This window comes from Rhodococcus sp. EPR-147 (assembly GCF_001647185.1).
GTDB lineage: Bacteria > Actinomycetota > Actinomycetes > Mycobacteriales > Mycobacteriaceae > Rhodococcoides.
In genome coordinates, this window is sequence record NZ_LVCU01000158.1 from 1 (window position 1) to 15,047 (window position 15,047).

16 protein-coding genes are annotated in these 15,047 nt (G+C 64.5%); 9 read left to right on the plus strand and 7 right to left on the minus strand.

The features are described 5' to 3' along the window. Nucleotides 1-536 (plus strand): acyl-ACP desaturase (locus A2J02_RS07680; RefSeq protein WP_197477970.1); only part of this gene is annotated, 536 nt, incomplete at its 5' end. Between the two features lie 21 nt (nt 537-557). On the opposite strand, the gene A2J02_RS07685 is transcribed toward A2J02_RS07680, so the two are convergent. The 4 genes from A2J02_RS07685 to A2J02_RS07700 all read right to left on the minus strand — a co-directional run bounded on the left by A2J02_RS07685 (nt 558) and on the right by A2J02_RS07700 (nt 5,462). Next, on the minus strand, nt 558-1,250 hold the full coding sequence (locus A2J02_RS07685) for a response regulator (RefSeq protein ID WP_068048841.1): 693 nt from the start codon (nt 1,248-1,250) through the stop codon (nt 558-560). Continuing rightward, complete coding sequence (locus tag A2J02_RS07690; protein ID WP_442971458.1) at nt 1,243-2,925, minus strand: ATP-binding protein; 1,683 nt, start codon at nt 2,923-2,925, stop codon at nt 1,243-1,245. Before A2J02_RS07690 ends, A2J02_RS07685 begins: the two co-directional genes overlap by 8 nt. Nucleotides 2,926-2,972: 47 nt before the next feature. Then, the gene (locus A2J02_RS07695) at nt 2,973-4,358 is read right to left on the minus strand and encodes a GntP family permease (protein ID WP_094640452.1); all 1,386 of its coding nucleotides are present in this window, start codon (nt 4,356-4,358) and stop codon (nt 2,973-2,975) included. Nucleotides 4,359-4,448: 90 nt separating this feature from the next. After that, the gene (locus A2J02_RS07700) at nt 4,449-5,462 is read right to left on the minus strand and encodes a Bug family tripartite tricarboxylate transporter substrate binding protein (RefSeq protein ID WP_068048947.1); all 1,014 of its coding nucleotides are present in this window, start codon (nt 5,460-5,462) and stop codon (nt 4,449-4,451) included. A 109-nt stretch (nt 5,463-5,571) separates the two neighbouring features. Here A2J02_RS07700 and A2J02_RS07705 point away from each other — a divergent pair, with 109 nt between their 5' ends. After that, nucleotides 5,572-6,276, plus strand: a complete 705-nt coding sequence (locus A2J02_RS07705; RefSeq protein ID WP_068048949.1) for a M50 family metallopeptidase — start codon at nt 5,572-5,574, stop codon at nt 6,274-6,276. 25 nt (nt 6,277-6,301) lie between these two features. Here the strand turns inward: A2J02_RS07705 and A2J02_RS07710 are convergent, their stop codons facing one another. After that, entirely contained in the window at nt 6,302-6,772 is a 471-nt protein-coding gene (locus A2J02_RS07710) for a YdeI/OmpD-associated family protein (RefSeq protein WP_068048844.1), read from the minus strand. Nucleotides 6,773-6,902: 130 nt separating this feature from the next. Between A2J02_RS07710 and A2J02_RS07715 the strand changes: the two genes are divergently transcribed. Both A2J02_RS07715 and A2J02_RS07720 read left to right on the plus strand, forming a co-directional pair. Then, nucleotides 6,903-7,865: an SMI1/KNR4 family protein gene (locus A2J02_RS07715; RefSeq protein WP_068048847.1), complete on the plus strand. Its 963-nt coding sequence runs from the start codon at nt 6,903-6,905 to the stop codon at nt 7,863-7,865. Between the two features lie 40 nt (nt 7,866-7,905). Beyond that, nucleotides 7,906-8,514 carry a YdeI/OmpD-associated family protein gene (locus A2J02_RS07720; protein ID WP_068048850.1) on the plus strand — a complete coding sequence of 203 codons (609 nt, stop codon included), beginning with the start codon at nt 7,906-7,908 and terminating at the stop codon, nt 8,512-8,514. Nucleotides 8,515-8,521: 7 nt separating this feature from the next. On the opposite strand, the gene A2J02_RS07725 is transcribed toward A2J02_RS07720, so the two are convergent. Further along, on the minus strand, nt 8,522-9,100 hold the full coding sequence (locus tag A2J02_RS07725; RefSeq protein ID WP_068048854.1) for a TetR/AcrR family transcriptional regulator: 579 nt from the start codon (nt 9,098-9,100) through the stop codon (nt 8,522-8,524). A gap of 56 nt (nt 9,101-9,156) precedes the next feature. Between A2J02_RS07725 and heR the strand changes: the two genes are divergently transcribed. Together heR and A2J02_RS07735 are read left to right on the plus strand one after the other, a co-directional pair. Next, complete coding sequence (heR, locus tag A2J02_RS07730) at nt 9,157-9,939, plus strand: heliorhodopsin HeR (RefSeq protein WP_068048857.1); 783 nt, start codon at nt 9,157-9,159, stop codon at nt 9,937-9,939. Further along, nucleotides 9,936-10,721: an SDR family oxidoreductase gene (locus A2J02_RS07735; protein ID WP_068048860.1), complete on the plus strand. Its 786-nt coding sequence runs from the start codon at nt 9,936-9,938 to the stop codon at nt 10,719-10,721. The genes heR and A2J02_RS07735 overlap by 4 nt, the downstream gene beginning before the upstream one ends. On the opposite strand, the gene A2J02_RS07740 is transcribed toward A2J02_RS07735, so the two are convergent. After that, nucleotides 10,718-12,121 (minus strand): GntP family permease, encoded by a 1,404-nt coding sequence (locus tag A2J02_RS07740; RefSeq protein ID WP_068048863.1) that lies wholly within the window; start codon nt 12,119-12,121, stop codon nt 10,718-10,720. The genes A2J02_RS07735 and A2J02_RS07740 overlap by 4 nt on opposite strands. Before the next feature lie 116 nt (nt 12,122-12,237). Between A2J02_RS07740 and A2J02_RS07745 the strand changes: the two genes are divergently transcribed. The 3 genes from A2J02_RS07745 to A2J02_RS07755 all read left to right on the plus strand — a co-directional run bounded on the left by A2J02_RS07745 (nt 12,238) and on the right by A2J02_RS07755 (nt 15,047). Continuing rightward, nucleotides 12,238-13,203: a lysophospholipid acyltransferase family protein gene (locus A2J02_RS07745; RefSeq protein ID WP_156516141.1), complete on the plus strand. Its 966-nt coding sequence runs from the start codon at nt 12,238-12,240 to the stop codon at nt 13,201-13,203. 96 nt (nt 13,204-13,299) lie between these two features. Further along, nucleotides 13,300-14,295, plus strand: a complete 996-nt coding sequence (locus tag A2J02_RS07750) for an ABC transporter ATP-binding protein (protein WP_068048870.1) — start codon at nt 13,300-13,302, stop codon at nt 14,293-14,295. Then, nucleotides 14,292-15,047 (plus strand): ABC transporter permease, encoded by a 756-nt coding sequence (locus A2J02_RS07755; RefSeq protein WP_068048873.1) that lies wholly within the window; start codon nt 14,292-14,294, stop codon nt 15,045-15,047. Before A2J02_RS07750 ends, A2J02_RS07755 begins: the two co-directional genes overlap by 4 nt.

Here is a 15,047-nt window from a genome sequence, read left to right on the forward strand (position 1 = left end):
ACGTCTCGCCCGCGGGGTCGCAGGTCGGTCTGCTGCACTCGGTCGCCTACGTGACCTTCCAGGAACTCGCCACCCGCGTCTCGCACCGCAACACCGGCAAGGTCTGCGACGATCCGATCGCCGACCGGATGCTCCAGCGCATCGCCGCCGACGAGAACCTGCACATGATCTTCTACCGCAACATCACCGGCGCAGCGATGGACATCTCGCCCGATCAGACGTTGCAGGCGGTCTCGGACATCGTGACGAACTTCGTCATGCCCGGTGCCGGGATGCCGAACTTCCGCCGCAACGGTGTACTGATGGCCAAGCACGGGATCTACGACCTGCGTCAGCACCTCGAGGACGTCGTCTGGCCGGTTCTGCGCAAGTGGAGCGTATTCGAGCGCAACGACTTCACCGCACGCGGTGAGAACAAGCGCGAAGAACTCGCCGCGTTCCTCGAAGACCTCGAGCGGCAGGCCACCAAGTTCGAGGAGATGCGTGATCGGTCCCTCGCCCGCGAACGCGCGAAGGCCGAAGCACGCGCGTCCTAGTGCCTGCGGCGAAGCCGCTGTTCAGGTCGAGTCGGTTGCTCGGTATCGGTGTACCGGCCTTCCGGCGCGGCCGTATTCGAGTCGGACCGTGAGGACCCCCGTAGAGGCATAGTGCTCCAGGTATCGCCGCGCGCTCACCCGCGAGAGACCGGCGAGGTCTGCGCATTCACTGGCCGATACCTCGCCGCCCTCGCGAACTGTCCGTAGCACCAGCGACCCGGTTTCCTGGCTCAGCCCCTTCGGCAGGCTCGGGCCCGCGGACGGACTCGGTGCCCCGAACAGCGAGTCGATCACCGACTGGTTCATGCCTTTCGAGCTCGACAGCGCACGAGCTCGTCGGCGGAAGTTTCCGAGTTTTTCCAGTAGCTGTGGGTACTCGAACGGCTTCACCAGATAGTCGGCGGCTCCACCGTGCAGCGCACGGCGCACGGTGTCCAGCTCTCGGGCTGCGGTGACGACGACGACTGCCACGCCGTTACCTTCGCTACGCAGACGTTGCAGCGCGTCGAGTCCCGAGCGGTCCGGGAGATGGACGTCGAGCAGCACCAGATCGGGTGCAAGCGTGCGGACTGCAGCGACCGCATCTGCCGCGGTGTGAACCACGCCGACGGTGCGAAAACCAGGGGTGGCATCGACGAATCGTCGGTGTATGTCTGCAACCATGAAATCGTCGTCGACGACGAGGACCTCGTAGGTGCGGTCCGATTCACTCATCTGTCCCGTCACTTCCGACGCCTGCCACGCGCGCGTTCCCGTGTCGCGGTGATTCGTGGTCGTACGGAATACGCACTGTGAATCGTGCACCGCCGGTTCCCGGAGCATCGTCGACCTCGGCGGTGCCACCATGCTGGGTGCTGACGATCCGGACGAGCGCGAGTCCGATGCCTCGCCCTCCCGGTGTCTCCGTCTTCGATGTGACGCCGCGCGAGAAGATTTCGGCGCGCATGCTGTCGGGAACACCTGGTCCGGAATCGGCGACCTGCATCTCGATGCCGTCGGAATCATCGATGTCGACCACGACGCGGGCACCCGTGCTTCCGGTCGACGCATCCACGGCGTTGTCGATCAGGTTGCCGAGCACGGTGATGATGTCGGTGGCGAGCATGGGATCCAAGGTCTGCAGCCGAGAGGTCGGATTCAGTTCCAGCGCAACACCGGTCTCGGCAGCCAACGATGTCTTCGCGATCAACAATGCCGCGACGGCCGGGTCGGAGATACTTCGGGTGACGGCGTCACTGATTTCTGCTCGACGGCGTGTCAGTGCACCGACGAAGTCCGTCACTGCGTCGTGGTCGCAGAGTTGAGTCAGACCCGAAATGGTGTGCAACTGGTTGGCGAATTCATGAGTCTGCGCACGCAATGTGTCGGTGACCGACTTGTGGGAGGACAGCTGACTCTGCAGCCGAGCCAGCTCGGTGCTGTCACGCATGGTGGTGACCGTACCGATACGTCGGCCCCTGCTCGAGGCCGACCGCCGACTGAGCACCAGCATTCTCGTCGCCGTCGGGAGCACCACATCGCCGCTGTCCTGAGCGTCGATCAGGTACCGGCGGACAACTGGATCCAAGGGAACCTCGTGAATACTGTGGCCGATCACCGTGCCTGCACCGGAAGCATGCTCGGTCAGGCCGAGGAGTTCGGCGGCGCTGTCGTTGAGGACCGTGATCACACCCTCCGTGTTGACTGCAATCACACCCTCACCGATGCTGTGCAGCAACGCTTCTCGATGATCAGCGAGACTGGCGATCTCCTCGACCTCCAGCCCGCGTGTGTGGGTCTTGATACGCCGAGAGAGCAGCAAGGAACCGATGAGCCCGAGGACTGCTCCGAGTCCGAGATACAACAGCAGCGGTGCCCCGGCATCGGCGACGAGGCGCCAGGTGGACGGGTACATCGAGCTGACGGCAACAACGGCCAGAACCTCGCCTGTCGGCGCGAGAACCGGGACGTGACCCGAGATCGATTCTTGTCCGTCGACCCGGACGTCGCCGGTCCAGGCCCGTCCGTCCTCGGCATCACTCGCACCGAGTTCCCCGGCGATCCCGACGCGATCCGGAACGGAGGAAGCGACGATCACGGATCTGCCCACGTCGGTCGCGTCCAACACGACGACGTCGGCGACGGATGCCCCGGACAGGTCGACGGCCCGGTCCACCTCCGGTGCCAAGACCTTGTCTGCTTCGACGGATGCAACCTGTTCGCGGACAACAGGAGTCGAGGCGAGGTTCTCGGCAACGGCGAGGAGGCGTCCGCCCTGGGTGTCGCGGAATTCCACACCGGCCTGGTGCACCGAGACGCCTGCTACCGCGACCAGGACCACGGCGACGACGACCAGCTGCAACAGCAGAACCTGGCCTGCCAGGCTGCGCGGTGCCGGTCGTCGTCGCATGTGCCTCATGATGCCTGCAACCCCCTCCGACCGTGTCGAGTACGGAGTCAGATCGACGCCAGGACGTACACGACCGACGACAAGGCGAACCCGACGAGCGAGATCAGGGTCTTGATGACACTCCACGTCTTGAACGTCGTCGGGACGTCCATACCCAGAAGCTTGCCGATGAGCCAGAAGCTGGCGTCGTTGACGTGGGGGAAGATCGACGACCCTGCAGCGAGGGCGAGGATCATCGCGACCGTCTGCACCGGATTCAGCCCCGCTGCCATGATCGAAGCACCGAGGAGCCCGGCCGACGTGGTGATGGCCACGGTGGCAGTGCCGAGGGCGATGCGCAGGATGGCTGCGACGGCGAAGGTGGAGACGATGAGCGGAAGACCCAGGTCGCGAAGCGTCTCGGCGAGGGCGTCACCGATGCCGCTGGCGAGCAACACCGCGCCGAACATCCCGCCGGCCCCGGTGATGAGTACGACGGGAGCGATCGGCTTGAGCGCGTTGTCGAGCAGATCCTCCACGAACGTGGCCGTGCGGCCGCGACGAAGTGCGAGCACATAGATCGAGACCATGACCGTGATGAGCAGAGCGACGGGAGTGGATCCGATGACCTGCGGGACGGTGACCAGCGGCGAGTTCTCGTCGAGGCTGCCGGTTCTGGCCGCTGTTGTGAGCGCCGTGTTGGCGAAGATGAGCAGCAGCGGGAGCATGAGCAGCGCGATGATCACACCCGGCTTGGGAGGGTTCTCCACCGTCTCCACCTGCGGGCCACCGCTCAGCAGATCCGGCACCGGGAGGTAGATCCGCTTGCCGATGAAGGTGCCGTACAGATGGCCGGCGATGAACCAGGTGGGCACTGCCACGAGGATGCCGATCAGGATCGTCAGTCCGACGTCGCCGCCCAACAGGATGGTCGATGCGACGGCACCTGGGTGCGGCGGTAGAAACACGTGCATGGTCGACAGTGCCGCTGCAGCGGGCAGGGCGTACAGCAGGACGCTTCCGCCGAGCCGCCGAGCCACGCCGAAGATGATGGGGAGCATCACCATGAAAGCGGCGTCGAAGAAGATCGGGAACCCGAACAGCAGCGACGCGACTCCCAGCGCGAACGGGGCGCGCTTGTCGCCGAACTTTCGGACGAGCGCACTGGACAGCGCCTGTGCTCCGCCGCTGATCTCGGCGAGCCGGCCGAACATGGCACCCAATCCCACGAGAAGTGCAACTTCACCGAGGGTGGTACCGAATCCGTCGATCAGTACGTCCTGGATCTCCGAGATCGGAATGCGCGCAGCGAAAGCCGTTCCGAGAGAGACGATCACAAGTGCCAGAAGCGGATGTACCTTCAGCTTGATGATCATCAGCAGTAGTACCGCGATGGCGATGCCGGCGATCGACAGCAGCGCCGTTGTGGAAAGGGTTTGGACCCAGTCGTCCACGAGATGTCCTTCCGTGATTCGATCAGCGCACGGCGAAGCCTCGCAGTGCACTGTTGGACGCCGACCTCGATCGGCAGTTCGGGGTGGTTGTTACCGGGTGATGCCGAATTCGGCCAAGGTGGTTCTTGCTCGAATATCTTCTGCCGCAATGAATTCCGAGAAATCATCCCCAGTGAGGAACGAGTCGGTCCATCCGCGCAGAGGCATCGCGGCCTGCCATTCGTCCGTGTCGCGCATACGGGTCAGCGCGTCGACCAAGCCGTTCCGGGCCGAGTCCGAAATGCCGGGTGGAGCTACGAATCCGCGCCAATTGGTGAATTCGAGCGGGATACCGGACTCGGTGAGTGTCGGGGCGTCGTACGCGGCGGTGACACCGCGGGACCGTGCGTCGGGTGCCTTCGATACTGCGAGGATGCGAAGCGAACCACTGTCGACTTGATCGATGTACTCACCCGCTCCTGCCACGCCCACGTCCACAGTGCCGTCGAGTACTGCCGCGAGGAGATCGCCGGCACCGTCGAACGTCACCAGGTTCAGGGCCTCGGTGTCGATGTCGGCTGCACGGGCCAACTCCACGGTGAACAGGTGATCGGGCCCGCCCAACGCAGAGCCCACGCCGACGACCACCTGCTGCGGTCCGCGACGCCAGGCGTCGAGGAAGCCATTCAACGACGGCATCGGAGAGCCCGATCGAACGACGAGAGCTTCCGGTTCGTCCACCAGCCGTGCAAGTGCGGTGGCGTCCGACAGTCCCCAAGGTGCCTCGGCCACCTGCGCGACTCCGACAACACCCACCCCGACCATGCCGATCAACGCACTGTTGCCTGCCTCACGAACGAGCCTGGCCAGCGCGACGGAACCGCCACCGCCGATGACGTTGAACTTCTCGATGGGCCCGGTCAGGCCGTGCTTCTCGAGAATGCGCGACGCGGTTCTGGCAGTCACGTCGTAACCGCCGCCCGGAGTGTTGGGGATGAGCATCCGTAGATCCGACGGAGTCGTCGACCGACCGAAACCGGTACAACCGGCCGAGAATGCCATCGGCAACGTCGCCAGACACGCCAGCGCGCGCCGTCGCGTCATCGAGCTCGGTGGATTCGTCATCGTGCGTTCATCTTGACCCACGGCCGTGACCGCCGTCACCCATAGGTAACCAATGATCACAAAGTTCTTTGTGGTCCTGCGGTGCTTCGGCGTTGCCGCATACTGGGGTGTGAACGAATTCTGGGACCGCATTTCCGCGGTGAGTCCTGATCCGCCGGTGTGGATCGTCCAAGTTGCCGCGCTGGCCGCTCTTGTCATCGTGGTACTGCCGCAGACCTGGCGCATCGCCCGCAACGTCGTGACCATCGCGCACGAGGGTGCGCACCTGTTCGTTGCGCTGATCACCGGCCGACAGCTGATGGGCCTGCGACTGCACTCCGACACCTCGGGCGTCGCTATCTCGAAGGGCAAGCCCACCGGCCTCGGCGTCATCGCGATGACCTTCGCCGGCTACGTGGGGCCGTCGCTGCTCGGTCTCGGCGCCGCGTTCGTGCTCGGAACCCAGCATGCAGTCGCGGTGTTGTGGATCGGCGTCGTGTCGATTGCGTTGATGCTGTTGATGATTCGCAACATCTACGGGCTGCTCTCACTCGTCGTCGTCGGCGCTGCCCTGTTCGTCGTGTCCTGGTGGGGCACCGGAGAGCAACAGGTCGCGGCGGCGTACTTCATCACGTTCTTCCTGCTGATCGCCGGTCCGCGTCCCGTTCTCGAACTGCAGAAATCACGCATCGCAGGACGGGCCAGGGACTCCGACGCCGATCAGCTGGCTCGGTTGACCTTCCTCCCCGGCATCGTCTGGGTCGGCCTGTTCCTGCTCGTCACCGTCGGCTCACTGGCGTTGGGGGCGTGGCGAATTCTGATGCCGGTGCAGTGACGGGAAGCCGGGTGGTCCTACCGGTCTACGAATTGTCGGTCAACATCCTCACCAGTCGGGCCACCCGATCTGCGCGGGTCTGCTCGCGCGCCGCGTTGTCGATCGGCATCAACAATTGGCGCCGTTCGCTCGCGCGCTTGCGCTCCCAGGCCGCTGTGCACTGTGCGTTCTCCATCGCCTCCTCGAGGTCTTTCGGAACCGGCACCAGATCGGGGTCGGCCGGCTCGAACTCGCACGACAACAGATCACCGATGTGGACGCCCAATCGGCGCTGAAGGCCCGCACCCACATAGACGAAGGACCCGGGCATCACATCTGCATCAGCCTTGTTCAGTCCCAAGTTGAGGCTGAGGCCGTCGATCGAACCGTCGATCCGGCGCGTCGGCCATCGCTTCGCAGCCTCGACCAATTCTGCCGGGACTCGGACGATGGCATACGTGTTCTTGCCCCACGTCAACGGTTCGAGCACTCCGTCGAATCGAATGCGATCACTCACGATTACCTCGCATCGTAGACACACCGCTGAGGGAAAATTCGCCCACGATCGCAGCATAAACGAACGATCTTTGCGGAACGGAGACTCGCATCGAACCCCCACGCAGATCGAGACCCGTTAGGTTCGAGTCGTGAACCTCACCGAAGTATGGGCGGCATACTTGGCAACGCTCCGTGACCGTGCGCCCGTCACCGCCGCCTCGATTCGACCCCCACGGACATCGGATGAGCGAGAGTCTGCGGAACGTGCGACGACCCCGTGGACGGACGAGTTGCGCGAGTTCTACGGACTGCACGACGGGCAGCACGAAACCTACGGCGAGGAGTACGTGCCGGTCGGCTCCGTGCTGCCGGACTTCACTCTCTGCTCGCTCGACCGAGCTGTGGATCGGCACCGGTTCAGTCTCGAAAATCTGCATCCGATCGACGATCTGGGTGAGGACTGGCCGGCCGAAGTGCTTGCTCAGGAGGCAGGTGAGACGGCCGAGATGTTCGTCCCGGCATATGTTCCGATCGCCGAAGACGGTTCAGGCAGCACACTTTACGTCGACACGCGCCCGGGTGCTCGGCAAGGCTGTATCCGCAGTTTCTCGTACGATTCCGCAGACCAAGGCGCGCCCTGGTTCGACTCCCTGACCGAGTACATCGCAGCGGTGCACCGCAGCGTCGAGACCGGATCGGCGATCTACGACGACGTGACGCCCACGTTCGTGGAGGGCGTGCTCCATTGGCGTGACCCCGCGCTATCGGAGGGATCGATGGCATACGCGGCTACTCTGCCAGTCGTGCGAGTGCCATTCCCGCTCATCGATTTTCGCCCATCGCAGCTCTCGGCCGACGACGACCTGATCGATCTCGACCATGTCCGCCGCATCGTCGTCGAGACTGCTCGGAGGCTGCATCCGTCGGCCGTTGTGGAGGACGCCCGAGCGTTATATCGGCAGGTGCCGCGTGTGCGCGGTGCCAACATGAACTGGTGGGTGTCGATGGATGGATCGGAGGTGGTCTACACCGCGATCGTCACCGGAGAAGATCACGACGTCATCGTCCTGGAGCTTCCATCCGGGGGATGCGTCTTCGAAGTGGACGAGTGAGACGAGCGTTGGACTGGTCCCGACGAACGAAGGGATACGCATGGCCGTCATGGACGACGCACCGAGAGTGCATGCCCAGACACGTGCGCAGTGGCGGACGTGGCTGTCCGCCCATCACGGAACTGCGGAATCGGCGTGGCTGGTGTCGTGGAAGAAGGCCACTGGAAAACCGGCGATCAGCTACGACGACGCCGTCGCGGAAGCGCTCGCGGTGGGGTGGGTGGACAGTCGACCCCGCAAGCTGGACGACGAGCGAACCATGTTGTATTTCTCGCCCCGCAAACCCACGAGCGCGTGGTCCCGTCCGAACAAGATCCGTATCGAGACCCTCCGTGAAGCAGGCCTGATGCTTCCCGCAGGGGAGCGGGCCGTCGAGGCTGCCGTGGCCAACGGAGCATGGACCGTTCTCGACGAGGTCGAGGATCTGATCGTTCCCGAGGACCTGGCCGCCGCCTTCGCCGAACACGTTGATGCGGAGAGCAATTGGAGCCAGTTTCCGCCGTCCGCGCGTCGCGGGATTCTGGAGTGGATCGTGACCGCCAAGCGGCCCGAGACCCGAGCCTCTCGAGTGCACGAGACGGCTCGGCTCGCTTCGATCGGCGAGCGCGCAGCTCGATGGCAACCCAGGCGGGACCGACAGCCGGGGTAGCCGGCCGTCACGAGCGAAGCGATCCTCGAAAGATGATGTCCAGCAATCGGCGTCGCGCCTCGGTAGGCGATAGCTGTTCCTGCAGCACGTGAGAGGTCATCGAGGTGATCCCCGCGATGACAAGCCCGGCCAGCATCTCGACGTCCACATCGGCCCGAAGACGTCCTTGCCTGCCCAGAACCGACAGCAGCCCGTGTACATCTGCGCGGAACCGTTCGATGTGTCCGGTGACGGCCTGCGGCGGCGATCCCAGTGCGGCCGTCGTGAGCAGGGCCCTCGTCGGAGATTCGACGAAATAGTTCAACTGCAGGTCGATGTAGTCACCCAGCACCGTCATCGGATCCGACCCTGCGCCCCGGTCCAACACGTCCTGAAGCCGCGCCTCGACGCGCACCACTTCCTGCTCGACCCAGGCTTCCAGAATCCGAGGCACGTCCGGAAAGTAGCTGTACAGAGTAGGTCGGGACACCTTCGCACGCGCGGCTACCGCGGACATCGTCATGCGCCCGGTCCCCTGCTGGCCGGCCAATTCGATCGCGGCGAGCATGATCCGTTGGCGAGCGGACAGCTCGTCGTCCGTCTTCACAGCGTTCTCCCCACCACTCCTTGTCAGCAGCCTTACAACCTGTAAGGCTAACGGTCATGGCACGCACTCCGCACCCGGCCGTCGCGACCGAGCATCCTCTGTCTCCGGACAGGCTGAGGCGACTCCGCATCTGGAACCTCTCGCTGTCCGCGCTGCACGCTGTTCAGGCCATCGCGGTGCTCGTCATCGCATCCGACTTCGCCATCGATGTGACCACCGCCTACCCCGCGGGACCGCCGGGAACGGTGGTCCCGCAAGCGCAGGAAGCGTTCGCGGTTCCCATCGGTATCGCGGTCGCCGTCTTCCTCGCACTGGCGGCGGTGGATCACTTCGTCACCGGGGTTCCACTACGAAAGTCGTACGAACGCAACCTCTCTCGCGGTATCAACCCGTTTCGATGGCTCGAGTACAGCGTCAGCGCCACGATCATGGTGGTCCTCATCGCGCTGTATGCCGGCATCACGCAGATCAGCGCGCTGATCGCGATCGTGGGTGCCAACGTCGCGATGATCCTGTTCGGCTGGCTCCAGGAGCGCTTCAACCAACCTGGACAGCGACCGGACCTCACCGCGTTCTGGTTCGGCTGTGTCGCCGGTGCCGCACCCTGGGTAGCGATCACCGTGAACCTCGTCGGGGCTTCGGAGGTACCCGGGTTCGTCTACGGAATCTTCTTCTCGCTGTTCGTCTTCTTCATGAGCTTCGCGGCCAACCAATGGCTGCAGTACCGAAGGATCGGGCCGTGGAAGGACTACGCATTCGGCGAGTTCGTCTACCTCGTACTCAGCCTCGCCGCGAAATCTGCTCTGGCCTGGCAGATCGTTGCCGGGTCGCTCGCATGATCGGACGCGGAAGGTCACACCCGGGGTCCTTCGACGACGACGTGGTTCTCATCACCGGCGCGACGTCGGGCATCGGTGCCGGACTCGCCACCCGGTTCCACGCTCGTGGGGCCCACGTCGTCGTCACCGGTCGCGACAGCGTGCGCCTGAGTGCGATGGCCGCGGAGCACCCCGGCATGACGCCGATCGTCATGGACGTCTGCGACCCGGAATCCGTGGGCCGCGCGATAGCGGAGATCGCCGCGTCGATTCCGCATCTGACGACCCTGATCAACAATGCCGGAGTCCAACGCCCACTGGACTTCTCGGCGCAGGAGCAGCCGGCGAGTGCCGAGATCGCCGACGAGATCGCCACCAATTTCACCGGCCTCGTCAACGTCACCTCGGCAGCGCTGCCCCTCCTGCGCCGTGCTCCTCGCGCGAGGGTGGTGCACGTGGGCTCCGGCCTCGGCTTCGTTCCGCTCACCGGCGCTCCCGTGTACTCCGCGACCAAGGCAGCCGTGCATTCGTTCACCGTCAGTCTTCGGCATCAACTGCGCCGAACCACCGTTCAGGTCGTCGAACTCGTCCCGCCGGTAGTCGACACACCGTTGCACCGCAGCATGGACAGCGCGCCGCCGATGGCGATGCCGTTGGAGAAGTTCCTCGACAAGACGATGGCCGGACTCGACAGTGGCCGCGACGAGATAGCCATCGGACTGGGCCGAGTGTCGATCCTCGGGTCGAGGCTTGCCCCTTCGATCTTGCTCGGACTCGTCAATCGAGGCAGTCCACCCCGCTAGAACACCACCCACAGCAGCGATGCCAGGGCGAAGATCGCCAGTCCCAGTGTCGTTTCCATGACGGTCCAGGTCTTGAGGGTCGTCTTCTCGTCCATGCCGAAGAAGCGGCTGACGAGCCAGAAGCCGGAGTCGTTGACGTGGGAGAGCACGGTGGCTCCGGCGGCCAGGGCGAACACCAACAGCGCGATCTTGAAGTTGCTCAGATCCAATTCGGCCACCTGCGCGGATATCAGTCCGGCGGTCGTGGTGAGAGCGACGGTGGCCGAACCCTGGGCGACGCGTAGCGCGGTGGCGATCAGGAAGGCCTGCAGCAGGATCGGCAGTCCGAGGCCGGACAGCGAGGAGGTGAGCGACTGCCCGATGCCGCTGGCCCGGAGCACGCCACCGAACATGCCGCCGGCACCGGTGATCAGGATGATCGAGCAGATGGGCCCGAGCGCCTGATCCATGTACTTGGCACCGTCGGCCACCGGGAAGCGTCCCGGCGCGAGGATGAACAGAGCCAGCAGCAGCGTGATGAGCAGCGCGATCGGTGTCTGACCGATGAGCGTCAGCGCTGCGGCCCAGGTCTCGTCTCCGGTCAGCACACCCGACGTGGTCAGTGTGTTGACGACGGTGTTGAGAGAGATCAACACCAGAGGCGTCAGCAGAATGAACAGCACCGCACCGAACTTCGGAGCCGGATCGCGCAGCGCGGCCATTTCCTTGTCGTGCTCCTCGGAGTTGGCAGCGCCGTCGGAGAAGAGATCTGCAGGCAAGGTGTGGAACCGCTTACCGAGCTGGGTACCGACGAGGTAGGAGCCGACGAACCAGGAGACGACGGCAACGGGAACGCCGACGAGCAGTACCGATCCGATGTCGCCGCCGAGGAGTTCGGTGGCAGCGACCGGACCGGGGTGCGGGGGAACGATGGCGTGCATCGCGGCAAATGCGCCTGCGGTCGGGAGGGCATACAGCAGCACCGATCCGCCGAAACGTTTGGCGACGGTGAAGATGATCGGCAGGAAGACGACGAGGCCCGCGTCGAAGAAGATGGGGAAGCCGAAGATGAGTGCGGCGACACCGAGCGCCAGAGGTGCGCGTTTGGCCCCGAATCGGTTGATCAGGGTATCGGCCAATACCTGTGCACCACCGGTGATTTCGAGCAGTCTGCCGACCATCACGCCGAGGGCGACGAGCAGCGCCACCGAGCCGAGCGTGGAACTGAAGCCCGAGAGCAGGGCCGACGGCACGTCCGCCAGTGGGATTCCGGCCGCGACGGCGGTGACCGCGCTGACCAGGACCAGGGAGACGAAGGCGTGCAGTTTCACCTTCATGATGAGGAAAAGCAGGATTGCAACGGCTGCGGCGGCGATCAGCAGCAGAGCTGTCGTTCCGTATGCCGGTTCGATCGGATCCATCGGTATACCTCGTTCGCTCGGCTCGAATTTTGACCATAACGGACACTCGGGACGTCGCGTGGGGTTACGAGCGCTGGTTGTGAGTCGGCTTCGGACGGGTGGAGTACCGTGCGGGTATGAGTGATGGGGATCACGTACTGGGTGGGGACGGCTCCGAAGAACCGACGAAGGAGCAGCTGCGCGAGCAAGCGCAGCGGTACGCCGCGGCTGCGCGTCTGAAGATGAAAGCGCGTCGGGAGAAGTCGTCCGGGGGCCTCGGAGCGGTGGTTGCCGAACGCGCAGGCGGCTGGGACCTCGATGATCAGAACACCGTGGCAATGGACCGGCAGCAACGACTCTGGAACGGGGTGATGGACCGCTACTTCCGGATGGAGATCGACGGTTGGGAGACCATTCCGGAGTCGCCGGTGCTGGTGGTCGGCGTGCACTCGGGTGCGCCGTTCGTCTGGGACGCGTGGACCGTCGGCGCTCAGTGGTGGCGGCACTTCGGTGAGAAACGCATCCTGCACGGAACCGCGCACGATGCCTTGATGGCGTTCCCGTTGATCGGAAAAGTCTTTCGATCCATGGGGGTGCTTCCCGCGGCACCGGACTCGATGTCGACGGCACTGGCCGAGGGCCGGGACGTCATCGTGTGGCCTGGCGGTGAGGTCGATTCGTTGCGGCCCTGGAGCAAACGGGACGAGGCCACTCGCGGTGGTCGAACCGGCTTCATCAAGCTCGCCATTCGGATGGGTGTGCCCATCGTGCCGGTGGCGACGGTGGGTGGGGCCGACGCGATGCCGGTGCTCATTCGCGGTGACAAGCTGTCGAAAGCGTTGAAGCTGGACAAGATTGCGCGGTTGAAGGTGTTCCCGATCGCGATCTCGCTGCCGTGGATCATTGCGCCCGCCGCGCTTCCGCAGATTCCGTTGCCCGCGAAGATTCGCACTCGATTCATGCCGCCGGTCGAACTGGACCACGATCCGGCTCGATGCGAGGACGAGGCGTACGTCGACGCCAAGTACGACGAGGTCCGCGCGAGCATTCAGTCCGGGATGGACGCCCTCGCCCGCAAACGGAAGTTCCCCGTCTTCGGCTGATCGACCGCCGCACTGGCATCGCGGACCGAAGCTGACCGCGATCGTTTCTACCGTCTCCGTCGTAGGGATTCACCGCTACGACGAGGGGCGTCACAGATGATCGAAACTTCGGGATTGACCAAGACTTTTCAGCAAGGCAAGAAGACCGTCGAGGCGGTACGCGGCATCGATCTGACGATCGGTGAGGGAGAGCTGGTGGCTCTGCTCGGCCCCAACGGGGCAGGCAAGTCGACCACTCTGCGGATGCTGACCACGTTGCTGGCACCGACGTCGGGATCGGCCCGCATCGCCGGATTCGACGTGGGCAAAGACCGGGATCGAGTCCGCCGCAGCCTGGGCTACGTGGGTCAGGGCAACGGTGCGGGCCACAATCAGCGCGTCCGGGACGAGCTGGTGGTGCAAGGGCAGTGCTACGGCATGACGCGTCGCCGATCAGGCAGTCGCGCAGACGAATTGATCGAGGCACTCGAACTCGGCGAGCTCGCGACTCGTACCGTGTCGACGCTGTCCGGCGGGCAGCGTCGACGACTCGACATCGCACTGGGTCTGGTGCATCGGCCGCCGTTGCTGTTTCTCGACGAACCGACCACCGGCATGGACCCGCAGAGCCGGGCGAACCTGTGGGACCACATTCTGCGGCTGAGGCGAGAGATGGGCACCACCATCGTGCTCACCACGCACTATCTCGACGAGGCCGATTCGATGGCCGAGCGGGTGATCGTCGTCGATCGCGGCACCGTCATCGCCGACGACACCGCCACCGCACTGAAATCGGAACTGGCAGGTGATCTGATCGTCCTCACCGTGTCCGACGCGTCGGCGCTGGCTGCGCTTCTCGGTGGCGTAGCCGGTGTCAGGGACGTGACGGTGGCGGGTTCGCGTCTGAACATCCGGGTCGAGCGGGCCGAGGTGGTTCTTCCGGATCTCCTTCGGCTGAGCGAGTCTCATGGGATCACGGTGCACACGGCAGATACGACGCGACCGACCCTCGACGACGTGTTCCTCGGCCTCACCGGGCGCAGTCTCCGTGAGAGCGCCGCGACGGGTTCCGCATCCCTCGAAAACGCAAGCACAGCAGGAGAACTCCGATGAGCGTTCTGTCGGGAAGTACGTTGGTGATGGGCCGCGAACTGCGGCCGATGCTCCGCGATCCGTTCACGGTGATCTTCAGTCTCATCCAACCGTTGATCCTGCTCGCACTGTTCGGCCCACTGCTCACCGAGGTGCCCGGCCTCGGGGACGGAAGCGTCTGGGACTGGTTCGTTCCGGGGGTCCTCGCGATGATCACCATTTTCGGAACCTCCATGACGGGCTCGAATTTGTTGGCGGAGTTGCAGCAGGGTTCGCACGAACGAATGTTGGTGACCCCGTTGCCGCGATCGGCGCTGCTCGTCGGGCGCGCGTTCAAGGAGATGGTGCCGCTGGCTGCTCAGGCCGTCTTGATCATCCTGGTCGCGTTGCCACTCGGCCTGTCCGTGAATCCGATCGGTGCGGTCGTGGGCATCGTGCTGCTGGGCGTGTTCGGTGTCGGGCTCGGCGCGTTGTCCTACACGCTGGCTTTGGCTGTGCGCGGACAGGATTGGGTGTTCTGGTCGATACAGCAGACTCTGATGTTCCCACTGCTCATCCTGTCGGGCACGATGCTGCCGCTCACCACTGCCCCGGGATGGATGCAGTTCCTGGTGAACATCAACCCGCTCGGGTACCTGGTCGATGCCGAACGTGCACTGTTCGCGGGAGACTTCACGAGTTCGACGGTGACGGCCGGTGTTGTCGCGGCCGTGGCTACCGCTGCGGTCGGACTTACCGTCGGTATCCGGGCTATGGGTTCCTCGCGGGTGTGA